This window comes from Corallococcus sp. CA041A (assembly GCF_003612075.1).
In the GTDB taxonomy this organism is placed as follows: domain Bacteria; phylum Myxococcota; class Myxococcia; order Myxococcales; family Myxococcaceae; genus Corallococcus; species Corallococcus exiguus.
In genome coordinates this window covers 26,999-43,788 of record NZ_RAWF01000008.1, presented here as the reverse complement: position 1 = coordinate 43,788, position 16,790 = coordinate 26,999, and the positions used below count along the sequence as shown (strand labels likewise).

Sequence of the window (16,790 nt, the reverse complement as noted above, 5' to 3'; positions counted from 1 at the left end):
TCAAGAAAGACGCAAAGGGTCAGCGGGCCTGAAGCCCGCGAAGAAGGGTGGTGATGGCCGTCGTCAATTCAGCGGTGAAGTCCACGCGCAGGGGCGCCATGTGCGGCAGCGTCAACACCTCGCGCGCCACGGGCGCGATGTCCGCCATCTGCCGCAGGCCTGTCACCAGCGCGTGCACGTAGCGGATGAGCTGGCCCGCCGTCTGGGGTGTGAGGAAGGGCAGCCGCTGCTGGAGCAGCGTTGACGTCGTCCCCATGGCCACCAGCACGCGCTCCTTGAACGCCCGCGCCTGCTCCACGGTCACGTTCTGCTCCAGCACCGTCTGCGCCAGCGCCAGGAGCCGCGTGAAGGTCTCCTCGCCCTTCAGCGAGTCGGCCACCGTGCGCGCCAACTGGTGGCCCGTCCACGTGCCGTCTTCCGCGAGGCGCCCGTTCAGCTTCGCGAACCACGCGGTGAGCAGGTCGTCCAGGAGCGCCAGGAACAGCGCCTCCTTCGTCGGGAAGTAGAGGAACACCGTCCCCTTCGCCAGGCCCGTGCGCGCCGCGACGTCCGCCATCTTCACCTCGGCGAACGACGTGGCCTCGAACAGCGCGCGCGCCGCGTCCAGCAGCTCCCGCCGCCGCGCTTCCTTGTCCTCGTCCCGCCGCGCCCGCAGTGGGACGACCCGCTTCGCGGCCAGTGCTCCCGCCATGACCCGGAGTTAAATGACCGCCGGTCACCGGTCAAGCCGGTGCCTGGGTCTCCTTCCACCGCAGGACGTTCGCGAGGGGAGGGGGATGGTGTCGTGTAATCCCGTGTGCGACGCTGGGTGACATGATGAGGCCCATCGACGCGGAGCTGCTGTCGGGGAGCGCGCTGTACCAGGAGGTGGTGCTGCGCAAGCTGGCCCACGCGCGCGAGTCGGTGTGGATGGCCACCGCCAACGTGAAGGCCATGTACGTGGAGCGCTCGAAGGGGGCCTTCGTTCCGCTCCTGGAGGTGCTGGACGGGCTGGCCGCCCGGGGCGTGGCGCTGCGGCTGTTACATGCGGAGCTGCCCAGCCGGCCGTTCCGGGCCGCGTTCGACGCGCGCTCCCGGCTGGTGAAGGGGGGCTTGGAGCTGAAGGTGTGCCCGCGCGTCCACTTCAAGGCGGTGGTGGTGGACGGCGCCTGGGTCTACCTGGGGAGCGCCAACCTCACCGGCGCGGGCCTGGGCGCCAAGGGCGACGACGTCCGCAACTTCGAGATGGGCTTCGTGACGGAGGACTTCGACACCATCGACCGGACCACCGCCCTCTTCGAGGCTGTGTGGACCGGCGCCGAGTGCCGGGGATGTCGACTTCGCGCGGTGTGTCCTGACCCCATCTTGCCCTCCGGCGGCGGACAGGCGAAGAAACGGGGACGGGACGCGGTGCGTTTGGGGAAGTCCCGCCGGCTGCGACGTCCACGGGAGGACTCGACATGACGCTGTACTTCGCGCCGCGCAGCGCGGCCGGGCGGTCCGGGCCGGGGTGACGTCTCCAACCTCCAGCGCGTGGGACGACGCGAACGCGGATGTCTGGGCCCGCCGGCGGGTCCGGCGCCGCACGTATTGGTGGTGCGCGCTGATCATCGCGCTGGGCTCGCTGGCACACCCGTTGGTCCTGGGTGGCTTCCGCGCGGATTACCTCCTGGTGAACCTGGGTTGGACCGTGTCGTTCCTCGTGCTGGGGACCGCGGTCGGCGCGGGGTGGCTGCGCCCTCCGTTCAGCGGCATCACGGCGGGCGTCGTCAGCCTGACCTCGCTCGCCGTGTGCATCCAGCTCACTGGAGGCCTGTCCAGCCCGCTGTTCCCGTCGTTCTACACGGTGCCCCTCTTCGTCGCCGTCTTCGTCCCGGGCCAGCGGCTGCCGGTGTGGTCCGCCATGGCCGGCACGTTGGTGGCGGTGCTGCTGATGATGTGGCTGGCGCACGCGCCCTGGATGGCGTTCGTCAGCCAGTGCATCAGCCTCCTCTTCGTGTTCGCGGTGTCCGCGCACGGCGCGGAGGCCTTCCGCAAGCTGCGCGCGGCCGAGCGCAACGCGCACCTGGAGCGCGTGGAGGCCCTGCGCCAACTGGCGGAGAGCGAGTCGCGCCGCGTGCGCGTGGAGCGCCAGCGCGCGGAGGTGGAGCGGCTGGTGGTGGTGGGGCAGCTGGCCGCGGGCGTGGCCCATGAGGTGAACAACCCGCTCGCGTACGTGAAGTCGAACCTGCACTACCTCCAGGAGGAATGGGCGCACGGCTCGCCCGATGACCTGGAGGACGTGCTGCGCGTGCTGGACGAGACGCAGCAGGGCGTGCTGCGCATCCAGCAGATCGTCACCGACCTGCGCCTGTTCTCGCGTGAAGCCCCCGACGAGCTGGAGTCCTGCGACGTCGCGCAGGCGCTGGCCGAGGCGCAGCGGCTGGCCTCGGTGCGCCTGCGCAGCCTGGGCGTGGTGGAGCGCGACGTGGCACAGGGGCTGTCCCCCGCGCGCGTCACGGCCCGCCACCTGGTGCAGGTGCTGGTGAACCTGCTGCTCAACTCCGCGGACGCACTGGAGGCCGCCCGCTCCAGCAAGCCCGCGCACGTGATGCTGCGCGCGCGCATGGAAGACGGCCGCGTGCGGGTGGAGGTGGAGGACAACGGGCCGGGCATCCCCGAGGCCGCGCTGTCGCGCCTCTTCGAGCCCTTCTTCACCACGAAGCCGCCCGGCAAGGGCACCGGCCTGGGCCTGGCGCTCTGCCGCGACTACGTGGCGCGCGCGGGCGGAACCCTGGACGCGGAGAACCGCGCCGAAGGCGGTGCGCGCTTCATCCTCCGGCTGCCCGTCGCCGGAGCTGCATCCCCCCCTGTCCACCGCGAAGCACCGGCGCCCGTGGACGCGAACGCGGAGCCCGCGGCCGAGTAGCCCCCTTCAGCGCTTCATCGCTCCAGCGCGTGCGCCACCTGACCCAACAGGCGCAGGCGCGGGGAGTCCAGCTTGCGCACCGTGCGCAGCAGGCGGCGCACTTCCGGACGCTCACGGTACTCCGGCGGATCCTCCGCCACCTGCGGCGCGCCGTCCTCCGTCACCGCCGCCGTCGCGCTCAGCCCGAGCAGCACGTCCGACGAGCAGCTCAGCACGAGGCACAGCTTCCGCAACGTCCGCACGCTGGGCAGCATGTGCCCGCGCTCCAGCCGCCCGTACACCTCGGTGGCGATGCCAACGCGCTCGGCGACATCGGCCTGCGTCAGCTCCAGCCGCTGCCGGGCCACTCGCACCGCGTTTCCAATAAGGGTTGCCAGTCGTTGTTCCATGGCGTGGAAAACCTGTCGAAAGAGGAGCTTCTCCCCCCGCTTTTCAGACGGAGAGGTACCGGGGAGAAGTCGCTGCCTTGCGTGACCTCGTGAGACACAGATTAAGAGTGGGGTCTGACATCCCCGGGCGTTCGGACGGGGCCCGCAAACCCTCGACAATCCGCCGTTTCCGCCGTTCCCACGCGCGCGTCTGGCAAGGCTTCCCGGGTGTTTTTGCTTGCGCGTCACGCGCGCCGAACCGGGGTGGTAGTCGGGCACGCTTCCGCCCCTCCCAAGACGTCACGGGAAGGCCTTGAGAGGTCGCCCGACGTGCCAGGTAGCTTCGTGCGATTCGCGACGACTTCGCGGGTCCGGGGAGACCGCGCGCTTCCGGCGGAAGGGGCCGGAAGCGGGGCTCGACACCCGGGTTGCTTCAGTGCTGCTTCAGGATTCGGACGGCAGCGCGGCGCGGGCCTCGGAGTACTCGCGCACCATGCGTTCGACGACGGTGGCGGCGGGCAGCACGTCCTTCACGAAGGCCACGCCCTGGCCCGCGCTCCAGGTGTCCTTCCACGCCTTGCCCTGGCCCGCGCGGAAGCGCTCCAGCGCGCTCTTGATGAAGTTGCCGTGCACGCCGGTGACTTCCTTCGTGTACTCCAGGTCCTCGGGGCCTGAGTCCACCAGCGCCTGCTTGTAGTCGGGCGCGGCGCCGGCCTCTTCCGTGGCCAGGAAGCGCGTGCCCACGTACGCGCCATCCATGCCCAGCGCGAGCGTGGCGGCCAGGTGGCGCCCCGTGGACAGCGCGCCCGCGAGCACCACCGGCACGCCCAACTCCGCCTTGAGCCACGGGCCCAGCACCATGGGGCTCAGGTTGCCCGCGTGACCGCCCGCGCCGCTGCCCACCGCGACGAGCGCATCCACGCCGGCCTTCACGGCCTTCTCCGCGTGGCGCAGCGAAATCACGTCGCTCCACACCTTGCCGCCGTACGCGTGCACGCGCTCCACGATGGGCGTGGGGTCGCCCAGGCTGGTGATGACCAGCGGCACCTTGCGCTCCACCGTCGCGGCCACGTCCTCCTCCAGGCGCTCGGCCCACTTGAGGATGAGGTTCACGCCGAAGGGCACGTCCTTCGGGAACGTGTTCAGGAAGTCCCGGTACGCCTGCGCGGTGCGGTAGTTCAGCGACGGCACCGCCCCGATGGCGCCCGCGCGTCCGGCGGCCTCCAGCAGCGCCGCGTTGGACACCAGGAACATGGGAGCGGCGATGATGGGATAGCGAATGCCCAACATCCGGGTGACCGCGGTATCGATGCGCGAAGGGGCCATGCGCGCATTGGAGCATGCGTGCGCGCGAGCGCGAGGCCGAAAAATCGGCCCGGGCGGCGTTGTCAATCACAGCGTGCCCCAGCAGGGGAAAACCCCTGGTGTTTCCGTGGTTTACGTAGCACGTAGGGCTGACATAAGGTGCCTGCCCCGGCGGCGAGCCGGGAAACCGGGGAGTCCCTTCGGTGAAGCGAACCGGGGAGCGCCGCCGAGCGCCTTCGCGGGGAGGCGAGAGCCAGTCGTGAGTGACGAGCGTCCGGACGCGCTGCTCAAGAGCGCACTCGAAAAGATCGTCTACTTCGAGGCCCGTGCGCAGCAGTTGCATGGCGAGCTGGCGTCCACGCGCGACGAGCTTTCGCACCTCAAGGAGGACCTGTCGGAGCGGCACCAGCGTGAGCTGGACCTGCGCCGGGAGGTGGCCTCGATGGAGGTGAAGAGCGCCCGCGCGCAGGCCGAGCGCGAGGAGCTGTCCCGGCTCAACCACGCGCTGCGACTGGAGCGCGACCAGCTGATGGCGAAGCTGCTGGACGCGAGCCGGATCCACTCCTCCGGGCAGTCGCGCGCCATGGCTTCGGACGATGACGACGAGCTGGGGTTCGACCTGGCGTCGTTCATCTCCCAGCTGCGCAGCGAGGTGATCCTCCGCGGGGACGTGCCGGCGATGCGCGCGCCCTTATACGGGCCGGCGGTGCCGCTGAAGTCCTCCGATCCGAACGTGCCGTGGGCGGAGCGCCCCGCGCCGGCCATTCCGCCCCGGGCTTCGACGGTGTCGTCGGCCGCGGCGGAGTCGGGGCTGTCGCCGGTGGCGCGCGAGGCTCAGCGGCTGCAGAGCGAGGGCCGCCTGCGGGTGAGCCCGGAGCAGATGGCGGAGCTGTCCGGGCATACGGGCAGCACCACGGACGAGACGCTGTTCGGATTCTCCGTGCGGGAGCTGTCGGCGGCGGACGCGGCGGCGCGGGTGCGGGCGGCGGAGCGGCTGAAGGCGCTGGCGCATCCGGCGGCGGCGCCCGCGTTGGCGGCGGCGCTGCACGCGGAGACGGACGCGACGGCGCAGGTGGCGCTGGTGCAGGCGTTCGCGGGGCTGTGCCGGGAGGAGGGCGCGTCGGTGGTGTCGCCGCTCCTGTCGTCGCCGGTGCCTGAGGTGCGCATCGCGGCGTTGAAGGCGCTGCTGGTGCTGGCCCCGAATGACGCGGCGCCGCACCTGGCGCAGGCGATGAAGGATTCGGACCGGTCGGTGCGCCGGCGCGCGTCGCTGTTGGCCCTGGGGTTGGAGGGGGAGACGGCGCGGCGGCTGGGCGAGGACGCGATCCACGACACGGATCCGGAGGTCCGCGCGCTGGCGGCGCTGGCGCTGGGCGCGGGCCGGGGCGAGAACGCTCGGATGCTGCTGCTGGGCGCGCTGGACGACGGCGAGGCGCGCGTGCGCAAGGCGGCGGCGCAGAGCCTGTCGCGCATCCTGGGGCACGACGTGTCCGCGGTGGTCGCGCTGGATGATGCGCACCGGCGCCGGGAGATCCGCCGGCTGGCGACGCTGCCCGTGAAGCCCGTGCGCGCGACGCTGGAAGTGAAGCCCGTGCGCGCGGCCCCCGTGGTCGCGGAGATGGCGCAGCCCGTGGCGGTGAATGCCGCGCAGCCTGTGACGGTGGCGCAGGTGCCGCCGGTGGCCGTGATGGGCGCGCCGCAGGTGAGTGCCCCGGTTGCGCCGCAGCCCCTCCCTTCGATTCCCGCGCACGCCGCCGTGCCGGTGTCGCTCGCGGACGTCGCCGCGAACACCTCGCAGTGGACCGCCACGCCGATGGCCGCCCCCGCGCTCGCGGTCGCCACCGTGGGCTCGGCCCGCTCCGCCCCGGTCGCGATGCACGGTGCGGCTCCTGCTCCCGCCCGGGTCGCGAACGGTGGTCCCGTTTCCTTCGCTTCGGGTCCTGCCGCGCCGCCGTCGCGCCCGGTGGCCCCCGTTCCTCCCGCCGCGCCCGCGCAGCCCGCCGTGCGGCGGACGCCCGTGCAGGCCGCGCTGGTCGCCATGGGCGCGCCTCCTCCGGCCCGGGCTCCGGCGCCTGCCGCCCAGCCGCCGGTTCCTCCCAAACGCGGACCGTCTCCCGTGGAAGCGCTGTGTGGGGCGATGTTGCAGGAGGTGCGGGTCGCCGTTCGCGGACGCTCGCTCGCCGAGCTGACGTCCGGGCTGTCCGCTCCGGCGGAGCTGGCCCAGGAGGCTGTTGCCCTGCTGGTGGCCCGAGGGGCCATCGTGCGAAGGGGGCACAAATACTTCGCCGCTTGAGGCAAGGTGCAACCCGCCCAGGCCTCACACGTCATCCGAAGGGTCGTTCATGGAAGCGCCGACGTACAGCTCGAAGCAGGTAGCCGAGATGCTCGGCGTGACTCCGAAGTCCATCCCCTCGGAGCTGCGCAAGGACGCCTACGGCCCGGAAGACGTGTGGGAGCTGCGCACGACGCTCAACAAGTTCCCGCCCACCGCGGGCCTGCGCCGGCAGCTCTTCCTCAACTTCAAGGGCGGCACCGGCAAGACGTCCCTGTCCACGTCCTACGCGTGGCGCCTGGCGGAGCTGGGCTACGCCGTCCTCCTCATCGACCTGGACAGCCAGGGCCACGCCACCAAGTGCCTGGGCTACGAGGGCGAGGACTTCGAGAAGACGCTGCTGGACGTGCTCGTCCGCAAGACGCCGCTCGCGCAGGTGGTGCAGAAGTCCACCCTGCCCAACCTGGACTTCATCCCGTCCAACCTGAGCATGTCCACGGTGGACCTGGCGCTGATGCCCATGGCCGGCCGTGAGTTCAAGCTGCGCAACGCGCTCAAGGACGTGGAGTCGCAGTACGACTTCATCGTCTTCGACGCGCCGCCGTCCTTCGGCCTGCTCAACCTGAACGCGCTGATGGCCGCGAACGACCTGTTCGTGCCGGTGCTCGCGGACTTCCTGTCCTTCCACGGCCTCAAGCTGCTGTTCGAAACGGTGCAGAGCCTGGAGGAGGACCTCAACCACGTGCTGGACCACGTGTTCATCGTGGTGAACTCCTTCAACGCCACCTTCAAGCTGGCGAAGGAGGCGCTGGAGGCGCTCCAGACGCACTACCCCGAGTACCTGCTGCCCACCATCATCCGGCAGTGCACCAAGTTCGCGCAGGCCTCCAGCGAGGGCCGCCCGGTGTTCGTGGCGGACCCCACGTCCAAGGGCGCCAACGACATCCAGGCCATGCTGGACAACGTGCTGCCGCGCCTGGTGGCCGCGCACGCCGCGGCGGTGAAGGCCGGCACCGCGACGAAAGCCGGCTGAGATTTCCCCATGAAGAAAGCCTTCGAACAGAACGTGTCCCGCGCGAAGCCGCGCCTCCGCCTGGGGGCGCTGACGGGTGCCCTCGACCCGGCCGACCCCACGGGGACCGCCGCCGCCGCGGAGCCCACCACGCCGGAAGCGACTGCGCCCGTCGCGGAGTCGCCGGACCTGTCCTCCGAGGTGCGCTCGCGCATCGAACGCCGCGCCGGCCCGCGTCCCACCGCCGCCGAGGCGATGGATGCCGCGCTGAACGCACCGCCCAGGCACACCGCGCCGCCCGCCGCCGCGCAGGGGCTGCCGGCGGTGACGGCGCCCTCGTTCTCGCCGGTGTCCCACGCGCTGTCCGCGCTGGTGTCCCCGGAGGCTCACCGCGAAGAGGAAGAGGCTGCGCCTGCGCCGTGGCTGGACTCGGACTCACAGGAGACCGCGCCCGGCTGGAACGTGGCGCAGGAGACCGCGCCCGAGGAGTCCGTCTGGGACGCGGAAGCCGTGCCGCCGGTGTCGCACCGCGAAGTGGCGGAAGCCGTCGCCGCGTCCGCGTGGAACGTGTCCGTCGCGCAGCAGCGGGAGTCCGCGGTCGAGGCCTTCGGCCAGGAGCCCCTGGGCGCCGAGCCGACGCCCACGCACGTGGAGCCGCCCCCGCCCGCCGCCGCGCGCTGGGATGCGCTGACGGCGCGTCCGGAAGCCGCCACGCACGTGGACCCGACGCGCGTGGCGCCCCTGGCCCACTCCGTGACGCACACGGAAGCGCTGCGCACCGACGTGGCCCGCGTGGAGCACCCGGCTCCGGTTGTTCCGCGTGCGGAAGCCGTCCCCGCGCCGGTGCCTCCCCAGGCGGAAGCCCCTCGCGCCGACACTCGGGGCGCGCCAGTCACCTTCGCCTCGCCGCCCCCGGCGATGGCGCAGGCGGAAGCCCCCCGGGGCATGCCGGCCACGTTCGCGGGCCCGCCTCCCGGAGTACAGTTCGATGGACGGATGGGCGTTCAGGCCCTCCGCATGCCTTCCGAGGCCGAGCCCATGACGACGTACGTTGCCGTCCAGGCCTCCACCGTCACCACCACCGAGACGGTGGCCCGACAGGAAGCCGCGCCCGCCCCCGTCGAGGTGCAGACGCCCGCGCCTCCCCGCGAGGACGACTCCGAATCCCGCCGCGAGAAGCTCAAGGCCCGCCTCAAGGCCGTGCGCGAGAACCCTCGCCCGGAGCCGCTGCCCGCCACCGTCGCGGAAGCCGGTCAGCGCGCCGTGGAGCGCATCACCCACCTCCAGGCGGAGCTCACCAAGGTCAAGGCGGCCAACCTCACGCTGACCCAGGACCTCGAGGTCGCCCGCCGTCAGGCGGAGAAGGCCACCGAGGAGGCCCGCCTCCGCATGGACGAGGCCCGCCGCCTGTCCGCGGAGATGGAGGGCCGCGTGAAGCTGCTCGCCGACCTGGAGCGCGAACTGGCCTCCCTGGAAGGCGAGCGCGACGAAGCGCTTCTGTCCCTCCAGGAGTCCCGTCAGGCCCTCCAGGCCGCGGCGAAGGAGCACGAAGCGCTGGAGCAGGTCGTGACCAGGGGCAAGGCGGCCCTGGCCGACAGCCTGGCGGAGGAGGAGCGCCTCGCCGTGGAGCTGGAAGGCGCCAAGGACGAGTCCTCCTCCCTGCGCCGCGCCGTGGAGACGCTGCAGGGCGAGCGCGACGTGCTGGCCCAGCAGGTCGCGTCCCTCACCGCCGAGCGTGCCGAGCTGCTGGAGGCGCGCAAGGCCCTGGAGTCCGTGCACCGCGCCTTGAGCCAGGCCACGGTGCGCTGAAGGCCTCCGCCTACTTCGCGTCCTTCGCCACGCCCGTGGACTTCTTCACGGGCCCCACGACGGCGAAGGCCGCGGGCAGGGCCGGCCGCTGGAGCGACGCGACGTCCACCCGCGCGAGCGGATCCGCGTTGTTCCGCCGCGCTTCGACGAGCCTGGAAATCTGCTCCCTGCGGTCCTTCGCGCTGGGGTGGTTCGCCAGGAGTCCGCCGCCCCCGGTCGTCTTGCCGAGCAACAGCGAATACTCCCCCGGGTCGTAGCCCGCGGACAGCAGCAGCTCCACCGCGAGCGCGTCCGCCGCCAGCTCCTCGTCCCGGCGGTTGCCCTTGCCGAAGGCGTCCACGGTGCCTTCGACCATCTTCCCCATCAGGCCCGTGTCCGAGTCCAGGTCCAGCCGTCCGTCCGCCCGGCTCGCGCCCACCACCTTCGAGGCCACCGTGGACACCACGGCGCCCGTCACCGCGGCGCCCTTGCACGTGCTCACCTTCACGGAGACGTACTGTTGCAGCGCGTGCTTGAGCACGATGTGGGCAATCTCATGCGCCAGCACGCCCGCGAGCTGCGCCTCGTTGTCCACGCCCTGGAGCAACCGGCGCGTGACGAACACGTAGCCACCGGGCGCGGACAGGGCGTTGAAGTTCTCCGCGTCCTTGAGCACGCCGAACGTCCAGCTCAGCTCCGGCCGGGGGGACTGCATGGCCAGGTTGCGGCCCACCGTGTTGACGTAGGCATTCAGCTTCTCCTCCGCCGCGCCTGACAGCATCAGCCCGCCGCTCTGCTGCGCCCAGTGGATGGCCAGCGCGCTGCCCAGCGCGTACTCCTCCTGGATGGCCGGCTCCACCTTCAGCTTGTCGCAGGACTCCACCTTCTCCGCCGCGGTCGCCAGCCGGTTCGCGTCCTCGCCCAGGTTCGCGGCCCTCAGGCCCTTCGCCATCTGGGCACAGGACGTGAGGCACAGCCCCAGGCCCGCCACCGCCAGCAATCCCATGCGCGAGCGCATCACTTCACCGCCTTCTTCGCCTGGGGGCCCAGCTTCGTGTTGGGCGCCACGACCGGGAACAGCCCGGCCTGCTTCACGTGCGCGTCGATCTCCACGGGCGTGACCTTGAGGGCCAGGGCCTCCAGCGCCTTGATTTGCGACACCGCGACCGCGTAGTCGCCGCCCTTCTCCTTGCCGTACTTCTCCGCGCCGGGGCTCAGCGCCTTCACCGCCGCGCCGCTGGACACGAAGGAGGCCGTATCGATGCCGCGCGTCTTGCCGTCCTTGGACACCAGCTCCATGTCGGGCGGCTTCGTGGACAGGTTCGTCTGGAACACGTAGCCGGCCTTGCCTCCGGGCTCCGTCACCTGGTGCCACTGCGCGTTCTTCGGGTCCGCGCCCTTCCACGTCACCTGCTGCCCGGGCTGGAGCACCGCCACCACGTCCGCCGTGGGCACCGCGCTCTTGAGCACGCGGGTGTTGCGCGCCTTCACGTAGAGCTTCTCGTCCTTCTTCACTGCCCACGCGGCCGTCGCCGGCAGTCCCAGCGCCAGCAGCACGACGCCCCAGGTCCATCGTCTCATCGTCATCCTCCCCAACCTGATACGCCGTCACTTCTCCAGATTTGCGACGCCATCGAACTTCTCCGGGGGCGCCTCCTGGTATTCGAGGCAGCGCTCCAGCAGCTTCGCCGTGGGCCCGTCCTCCGGCGACCGCGCGGCCTCCGCCTCCAGCACCTTCACGGCCTCCGCGAAGCGGGCCTCACGGTACAGCCCCAGGGCCTCGTGGTAGCGCGCCACCGTGTGACGGGTTGACGCGTCCAGCTGGCCCTTGAGCGCGAGCAGCTCGTACACCGTGACGGCCTCCGTCTTGCCCGCCACCCGCACCCGGTCCAGCTCGCGCACCTCGATGTGCTCGTGCGCCAATTCGTACGTGCGCGGGCCAATCATGATGACCGACCCGTAGGCCTTGTTCGCGCCCTCCAGGCGCGCGGCCAGGTTCATGCCGTCGCCAATGGCCGTGTAGCTGAAGAGCTGGTCGCTGCCGAAGTTGCCCACGAAGTTCACCGCGCTGTTCACGCCGATGCGCGTGTACACGTCCGGGAAACCCTTCTCGCGGAAGTCCACGCGCAGCGCCTCCACGGCAGCCTTCGCCGCCAGGGCGCCCCGGCACGCTCGCACGGCGTGGTCCTCCTGGGCCATGGGCGCGCCGAAGAGGCACACCACCGCGTCGCCGATGTACTTGTCCAGGCAACCGCCCTCGCGCAGCAGCGCCCCGCTCACCGTCGTGAGGTACGTGTTGAGGATGCGCACCAGCTGGCGCGGGTCCTCCTTGAAGCGCTCGCTGAAGGTGGAGAAGCCGCGGATGTCGCTGAAGAACGCGGTGATCTCCTTGTTCTCCCCATCCAGGCGCGGCAGCTGCCGTGAGCGGATCATCTGCTCCACCAGCTTCGGCTCCATGAAGCGGTGGAACGCCTGCCGGATGAACTGGGTCTCGCGGTTGGCCACCAGGTGGTTGAACGCCAGCGCCGCCACGCTCGCGCCCACGCCCGCCAGCGCGGGCATCGCCATCAGCACGTGCGTGTGCGCCGTCTTGAGCAGCAGGCCCGTGAGCACGTGCAGCCCCAGAATCAGCGCCACCGGCCAGGCCACCTCCAGCGGTGTCCAGCGCGCCGTCATCAGCAGCACCACGGACACCAGCGCCACGAAGAACGTCAACCCCAGGTCCACGGCCAGCGGCGCGCGGGTGATGAACGTGCCCGACAGCAGCGTGTCCACCACCGTGGCCTGCTTCACCAGCCCGGGCTCCGCGGCGGAGAAGGGCGTGGCCTTGATGTCGTTGAGGCCCACCGCCGTGCCGCCGATGACGACGACCTTGTCCTGGAAGATGTCCGCGGCCAGGTCCAGCTTTTCGCCCTTGGAACGGTGGATCCAGTCGTTCAGCACGTCGAAGAGGCTCACCGCCACGAAGCGTTTTTCCAGCGGACCGCCGTAGTCCAGCGCCGCGCTGCCGTCCGGGTCCACGTGCCACGTGTGCTCACCCAGGCGGAGGGTGCGGCCGGAGAACACGACCTCCTTCGCGCCCAGCAGGTCCGCCATCATGCGCACGGGCAGCGTCACGTAGGTATTGGTGCCGTCCGTGTACGCGAAGCGCGTGCGGCGCATGGAGCCATCTCCATCCGCCTCCATGTCCACCAGCCCGACCCCGTTCACCGCGCTGACCAGCGCGGGCGTCGGAGGCACCGGGTAGCGGGGCTTCGGTGTCGGCTTCGATGGCATCTGCCCAATCCTGGGCAACGGCTCCCCCTCCGCCCGACGCGCGGGGAAGGCGAGTGCCCGCGCCAGGGCTCCGGGCGTCAGCACAGGCGTGGCCGGAGCGGGTGCTTCCTTGAACTCCTCCTCTTCGGGGAAGGAGTCGTCTTCTGGAGGGCTGGCGGCGGGAGCGGCCTCGGGAACGGTCAGCGGCACGGGGGCCTGGAGGTCCGCGTGGACGAGTCGCTTCGCCGACTCGCTGGTCGACATGCCCAGGTAGAAAGGGAGGCCTGTCTCACGCAGCACCTGCGCGAAGCCCAAGTCCACGGACTCGTCGGCCGTCCGCTCGTCCATCACCGCGTCGAACAGCACGGCCCTGGCTCCTTGGGCCTTCAGCTCCTGCGCGATGCTCGCCCACAGCGTGCGCGTGTACGGCCAGTTGCCGAAGTTGATCTGGAGCTGCGCGTTCTGGCTGATTTCATCGATGGAGTCCTGGTCGATGGCCACCACGACCACCTGCTTGGACTCTTTCCGGCCACCAGTGAACCGGACCAGGACTTCGTCGTAGGCGATGTGCTCCGTGCTCTCGAGGACCTTCGCCTCCTCGCACGCCCACGCGATGAGTGTGGCTGCCAGCGCGATGCCCAGCATCGCGCGTCCGTGATGGCGCCAGCGCTCCTGGATCAGCTTCCACGTCTCACCCGCCACGGACCCTCCCCACGAGGTCGATGGCGAGACGCTACTCCGGGAGATGCCCCCTCGGCACGTGCGGGGCAGGACGGAACTGGACCTTCATCCAGGAGGACCCAGAGAGGCCTGCGAAGCAGGAGACCCGGCGAGCCGTCGCAGTCCCTGGAGGCCTGCGGGCGACGGCTGCCCGTCTGTTGCCGACGGCGCGTGGCCCACAACCTTCAACTCCATGGGACCCGAGGCGGTGACCTTCATCGCCCGCGTTTCAATGCCCTGTCCCTGCCCTGAAGGAGTCACCTCGTGGCCCTGGACCTGTTCAAAGAAAAAGGCGTCCCCGTGGAGCGTCAGGCCTTCACCTGGAAGGACCTCGTGCGGCGGCCCTACAGCAAGATGGACGACGACGCGTTCACCCGGACGCGCGTCATCCTGATGAACGGCATCGAAGCGGATGCCCTGCGCATGAAACACATCTTCGCGCGGCTCAGCCTGGAGCTGCGTCCGCACCTGGCGCTGGTGCGCCGCGCGGAGCACCACCAGCAGACGCTGGTGAACTGGCTCACGCCGCCGGACCAGAAGGTCATCGAGACCACGCTCGGCTTCGAGCAGCTCGCCATTGAAGTCACGGCCAGCGTGGCCATCCACGAGCCCGACCCCTATCTGGCCCAGACGTACCGGTTCGGGATGCTGGAGGACTTCGACCACCTGTACCGCTACTCCGCGCTCTACGATCGGCTGGAAGGCCAGGACCCCAACAACATCACCCAGTCCTATACGGACATCATTCCGGGCCGCCCCACGTCCGTGGAGCACCGCCATCCGCTGGACGACCTGCGCCGCCCGTATGACCGCAAGGCCGCGGATCCGCTGTCCAAGCTGCACGCGATGACCATCACCGCGTCCGAGTTCCAGACGCACGACTACTACATGACCGTGGGCCCCACGTTCACGGACCCCGTCGCGCGGCAGCTCTACGCGGAGATCGCCTCCATCGAGGAGCAGCACGTCACCCAGTACGGCTCGCTGATGGACCCCGGCGAGTCCCTGCTGGAGAAGTGGATGCTCCACGAGGCCATGGAGGTCTACAACTACCACTCGTGCCTCGCGTACGAGACGAACCCGCGCATCAAGGAGGTGTGGCAGCGGTTCGTGGACTACGAGCTGGGACACCTCCACTACGTGATGGAGCTGTTCAAGAGCCTGGAGAAGCGCGACCCCGCGGAGGTGCTGCCCCGCACGCTGCCGGAGCCCATCGCGTTCAAGGAGCACCGCGAGTTCGTGCGCAAGGTCCTCTCGCAGGAGGTGGACATGCGCTCCGACGGCACCGAGTACGTGGACAAGTCCCAGCTGCCTCCGGACCACCGCACGCTCGTGTACCAGGCGCAGTTGAACTCGGAAGGGTCGCCCTCGGAGACGGCGGCGGCTGGATACAAATGGAGGCCGGGTACGGAGCTCGCCGCGAAGGCGGAGCGCATGGGCTCGGTGCTGGAAGGCAGGAGGCTGCAATGAGCAAGGACACCCTCGCCGACGTGGGGATGAACCGCACCGGTATCAAGACGTCACCCGTGGACAGCAAGGACATCATCGCGGAAGCGGAGCGCGCGGAGCCCAGCAGCCCGGGTGACGCGCAGGCCATCGCGGAGGTGCGCAAGCAGTACATGCGGGAGGCCGGTGACGGCCTGGGCCGCGTCCCGCCGCCCGCGAGCCTCAAGGGCATGGCGAAGACCGCGGTGGACATGCTCAAGGGCGGCAAGCCCACCGTGCTCATCGACAAGCTGGGCGAACGGCTCGCCTTCGAGCGCACCGGCGTCCGGCTCTACGAGGGCGCGCTCTCCAAGCTGGAGGTCTTCGGCAGCTGGGAGGGAGGCCCGTCGCGCGAGCTGCTCATGAAGATCCTCGATGATGAGCTGAGCCACTTCGCGCTGCTGACGGAGGCGCTGGAGAAGCTGGGCGCGGACCCCACGGCGATGACGCCGTCGGCGGACCTCACCTCGGTCATCTCCATGGGCGTGCCCGCGGCCATCTCCGACCCGCGCACCAACCTGCGGCAGGCCACGCAGGCGCTGCTGGTGGCGGAGTTGACGGACAACGCGAGCTGGGAGCTGCTCATCGACCTGGCGCGCGGCCTGGGCCATGACACGCTCGCGGACCGCTTCACGCTGGCGCTGGACGCGGAGGCCGAGCACCTGGCGTTGGTGAAGGGCTGGCTCGCGTCAGGAGTGGCCACGGAGGCGCGTGCCCCCATGGACTCCGCGTCCGTCCCCGCGCAGCCCTGAGGCCAGCCGGGCAGGCAGGCGGACATGGCAGGCCGTTGTGCGAGGACACAGCTTGTGGGCTCGCACAACGGCTTCGCCACGTCCGGGAGGAACGACATGCAACTCAGCGAGCTGGGAGGCTCCGAGGGCCTGGAACACAATGCCACGCTCAACCGTGAATCGCTGGTGGCGCTGGGTGCCTTCAGCGCGCTCACCGCGGGCGCGGTCTTCCTCAACGCGCGCAGCACCCGCGAGGCCGTGGAGGGCCGCTGGTACAAGCACTTGAAGAAGCCGCCCTACCAACCGCCGCGGCAGGCCTTCGGGCCGGTGTGGACGGCGCTCTACGGACTCATCGCCGTGTCCGGCTGGCGCATCTGGGGCTCACCGGCGGGCGCCGAGCGCTCGCGCGCGCTGGGCCTGTGGTTCGTGCAGCTGGGGCTCAACGCCGCGTGGTCCCATCTGTTCTTCCGCAAGCGCCAGCTCAAGGCCGCGGCGGTGGAGAACTGGGCCTTGCTGGGCAGCATCGCGGCGTATACCGCCGCCGCCAGCCGCGTGGACCGCAAGGCGCCATGGTTCATGGCCCCGTACCTGGGCTGGGTGTCCTTCGCCAACGTGCTGTCGACCGACATCGCCCGGCGCAATGCCTGACGCCGGGCGCCTCCTCCTCGCGCGCTAGTGGCGCATGCGCGAGGGGGGGACCGCGTTGTTGAAGGACAGCACGGCCGCGAAGTAGCGCGCCTGGTTCTCCGAGGTGCAGCGCACCTCCTGGATGCGCCCGCCGACCTTCACCCGGACAAGCCACCCGTCGTTGTCCTGGCTGATAGGGGACTCGCTCTTCATCGTCATGTTTTCCATGGGTCTTCTCCCTCCCGTGCCCTCACATGAGCAGGGGGCGTGCCAGGGCTGGGGAGCGTGGGATTCCAGCCCTTTGCATGCAGCCTTCGTCCGGGGCGGAGAGGCAGGGCTG

15 protein-coding genes are annotated in these 16,790 nt (G+C 70.6%); 8 read left to right on the top strand and 7 right to left on the bottom strand.

Annotated features, from left to right (window positions below):
- Positions 1-19 precede the first annotated feature (19 nt).
- Complete coding sequence (locus D7V77_RS02670) at positions 20-691, bottom strand: TetR/AcrR family transcriptional regulator (protein ID WP_120574702.1); 672 nt, start codon at positions 689-691, stop codon at positions 20-22.
- 125 nt (positions 692-816) lie between these two features.
- Here D7V77_RS02670 and D7V77_RS02665 point away from each other — a divergent pair, with 125 nt between their 5' ends.
- Positions 817-1,443 (top strand): phospholipase D-like domain-containing protein, encoded by a 627-nt coding sequence (locus tag D7V77_RS02665; protein WP_120574727.1) that lies wholly within the window; start codon positions 817-819, stop codon positions 1,441-1,443.
- Positions 1,444-1,489: 46 nt separating this feature from the next.
- Positions 1,490-2,887, top strand: coding sequence for a sensor histidine kinase (locus tag D7V77_RS02660; protein ID WP_120574701.1), 1,398 nt, complete (start codon positions 1,490-1,492; stop codon positions 2,885-2,887).
- 14 nt (positions 2,888-2,901) lie between these two features.
- Here the strand turns inward: D7V77_RS02660 and D7V77_RS02655 are convergent, their stop codons facing one another.
- Positions 2,902-3,276: a helix-turn-helix transcriptional regulator gene (locus D7V77_RS02655; protein WP_120574700.1), complete on the bottom strand. Its 375-nt coding sequence runs from the start codon at positions 3,274-3,276 to the stop codon at positions 2,902-2,904.
- 423 nt (positions 3,277-3,699) lie between these two features.
- Complete coding sequence (locus tag D7V77_RS02650; RefSeq protein WP_120574699.1) at positions 3,700-4,581, bottom strand: nitronate monooxygenase family protein; 882 nt, start codon at positions 4,579-4,581, stop codon at positions 3,700-3,702.
- 238 nt (positions 4,582-4,819) lie between these two features.
- Here D7V77_RS02650 and D7V77_RS02645 point away from each other — a divergent pair, with 238 nt between their 5' ends.
- The 3 genes from D7V77_RS02645 to D7V77_RS44535 are packed head-to-tail and all read left to right on the top strand — an operon-like array spanning position 4,820 to position 9,653.
- Positions 4,820-6,853, top strand: a complete 2,034-nt coding sequence (locus tag D7V77_RS02645; protein WP_120574698.1) for a HEAT repeat domain-containing protein — start codon at positions 4,820-4,822, stop codon at positions 6,851-6,853.
- Between the two features lie 49 nt (positions 6,854-6,902).
- Entirely contained in the window at positions 6,903-7,865 is a 963-nt protein-coding gene (locus D7V77_RS02640) for a ParA family protein (RefSeq protein WP_120574697.1), read from the top strand.
- Positions 7,866-7,874: 9 nt separating this feature from the next.
- Positions 7,875-9,653 carry a hypothetical protein gene (locus D7V77_RS44535; RefSeq protein WP_233596631.1) on the top strand — a complete coding sequence of 593 codons (1,779 nt, stop codon included), beginning with the start codon at positions 7,875-7,877 and terminating at the stop codon, positions 9,651-9,653.
- Positions 9,654-9,663: 10 nt separating this feature from the next.
- Here D7V77_RS44535 and D7V77_RS02625 read toward each other — a convergent pair whose 3' ends face one another.
- Genes D7V77_RS02625 through D7V77_RS02615 form a run of 3 tightly spaced genes read right to left on the bottom strand, consistent with a single transcriptional unit; the run spans position 9,664 to position 13,589 of the window.
- On the bottom strand, positions 9,664-10,650 hold the full coding sequence (locus D7V77_RS02625; protein WP_233596629.1) for a M48 family metalloprotease: 987 nt from the start codon (positions 10,648-10,650) through the stop codon (positions 9,664-9,666).
- Positions 10,650-11,213: an SH3 domain-containing protein gene (locus D7V77_RS02620; RefSeq protein WP_120574725.1), complete on the bottom strand. Its 564-nt coding sequence runs from the start codon at positions 11,211-11,213 to the stop codon at positions 10,650-10,652. The genes D7V77_RS02625 and D7V77_RS02620 overlap by 1 nt, the downstream gene beginning before the upstream one ends.
- Positions 11,214-11,240: 27 nt before the next feature.
- Complete coding sequence (locus tag D7V77_RS02615; RefSeq protein ID WP_120574696.1) at positions 11,241-13,589, bottom strand: CHASE2 domain-containing protein; 2,349 nt, start codon at positions 13,587-13,589, stop codon at positions 11,241-11,243.
- A gap of 282 nt (positions 13,590-13,871) precedes the next feature.
- On the opposite strand from D7V77_RS02615, the gene D7V77_RS02610 reads away from it, so the two are divergent.
- From D7V77_RS02610 to D7V77_RS02600, 3 genes are all read left to right on the top strand, one after another.
- Positions 13,872-15,077, top strand: a complete 1,206-nt coding sequence (locus D7V77_RS02610; protein ID WP_120574695.1) for a hypothetical protein — start codon at positions 13,872-13,874, stop codon at positions 15,075-15,077.
- Positions 15,074-15,844, top strand: coding sequence for a ferritin-like domain-containing protein (locus tag D7V77_RS02605; RefSeq protein ID WP_120574694.1), 771 nt, complete (start codon positions 15,074-15,076; stop codon positions 15,842-15,844). The genes D7V77_RS02610 and D7V77_RS02605 overlap by 4 nt, the downstream gene beginning before the upstream one ends.
- A gap of 96 nt (positions 15,845-15,940) precedes the next feature.
- Positions 15,941-16,471 (top strand): TspO/MBR family protein, encoded by a 531-nt coding sequence (locus tag D7V77_RS02600; RefSeq protein ID WP_120574724.1) that lies wholly within the window; start codon positions 15,941-15,943, stop codon positions 16,469-16,471.
- 24 nt (positions 16,472-16,495) lie between these two features.
- Here D7V77_RS02600 and D7V77_RS02595 read toward each other — a convergent pair whose 3' ends face one another.
- A complete protein-coding gene (locus D7V77_RS02595; protein ID WP_120574693.1) occupies positions 16,496-16,678 on the bottom strand; it encodes a hypothetical protein in 183 nt (60 codons plus the stop codon).
- Between the last annotated feature and the right edge of the window lie 112 nt (positions 16,679-16,790).

Coding starts and splice junctions, on each gene's coding strand:
- D7V77_RS02655 (WP_120574700.1), bottom strand. CDS start 3,276: ATGGAACAACGACTGGCAACCCTTATTGGAAACGCGGTGCGAGTGGCC.
- D7V77_RS02670 (WP_120574702.1), bottom strand. CDS start 691: ATGGCGGGAGCACTGGCCGCGAAGCGGGTCGTCCCACTGCGGGCGCGG.
- D7V77_RS02665 (WP_120574727.1), top strand. CDS start 817: ATGAGGCCCATCGACGCGGAGCTGCTGTCGGGGAGCGCGCTGTACCAG.
- D7V77_RS02625 (WP_233596629.1), bottom strand. CDS start 10,650: ATGCGCTCGCGCATGGGATTGCTGGCGGTGGCGGGCCTGGGGCTGTGC.
- D7V77_RS02605 (WP_120574694.1), top strand. CDS start 15,074: ATGAGCAAGGACACCCTCGCCGACGTGGGGATGAACCGCACCGGTATC.
- D7V77_RS02620 (WP_120574725.1), bottom strand. CDS start 11,213: ATGAGACGATGGACCTGGGGCGTCGTGCTGCTGGCGCTGGGACTGCCG.
- D7V77_RS02640 (WP_120574697.1), top strand. CDS start 6,903: ATGGAAGCGCCGACGTACAGCTCGAAGCAGGTAGCCGAGATGCTCGGC.
- D7V77_RS44535 (WP_233596631.1), top strand. CDS start 7,875: ATGAAGAAAGCCTTCGAACAGAACGTGTCCCGCGCGAAGCCGCGCCTC.
- D7V77_RS02650 (WP_120574699.1), bottom strand. CDS start 4,581: ATGGCCCCTTCGCGCATCGATACCGCGGTCACCCGGATGTTGGGCATT.
- D7V77_RS02595 (WP_120574693.1), bottom strand. CDS start 16,678: ATGGAAAACATGACGATGAAGAGCGAGTCCCCTATCAGCCAGGACAAC.
- D7V77_RS02600 (WP_120574724.1), top strand. CDS start 15,941: ATGCAACTCAGCGAGCTGGGAGGCTCCGAGGGCCTGGAACACAATGCC.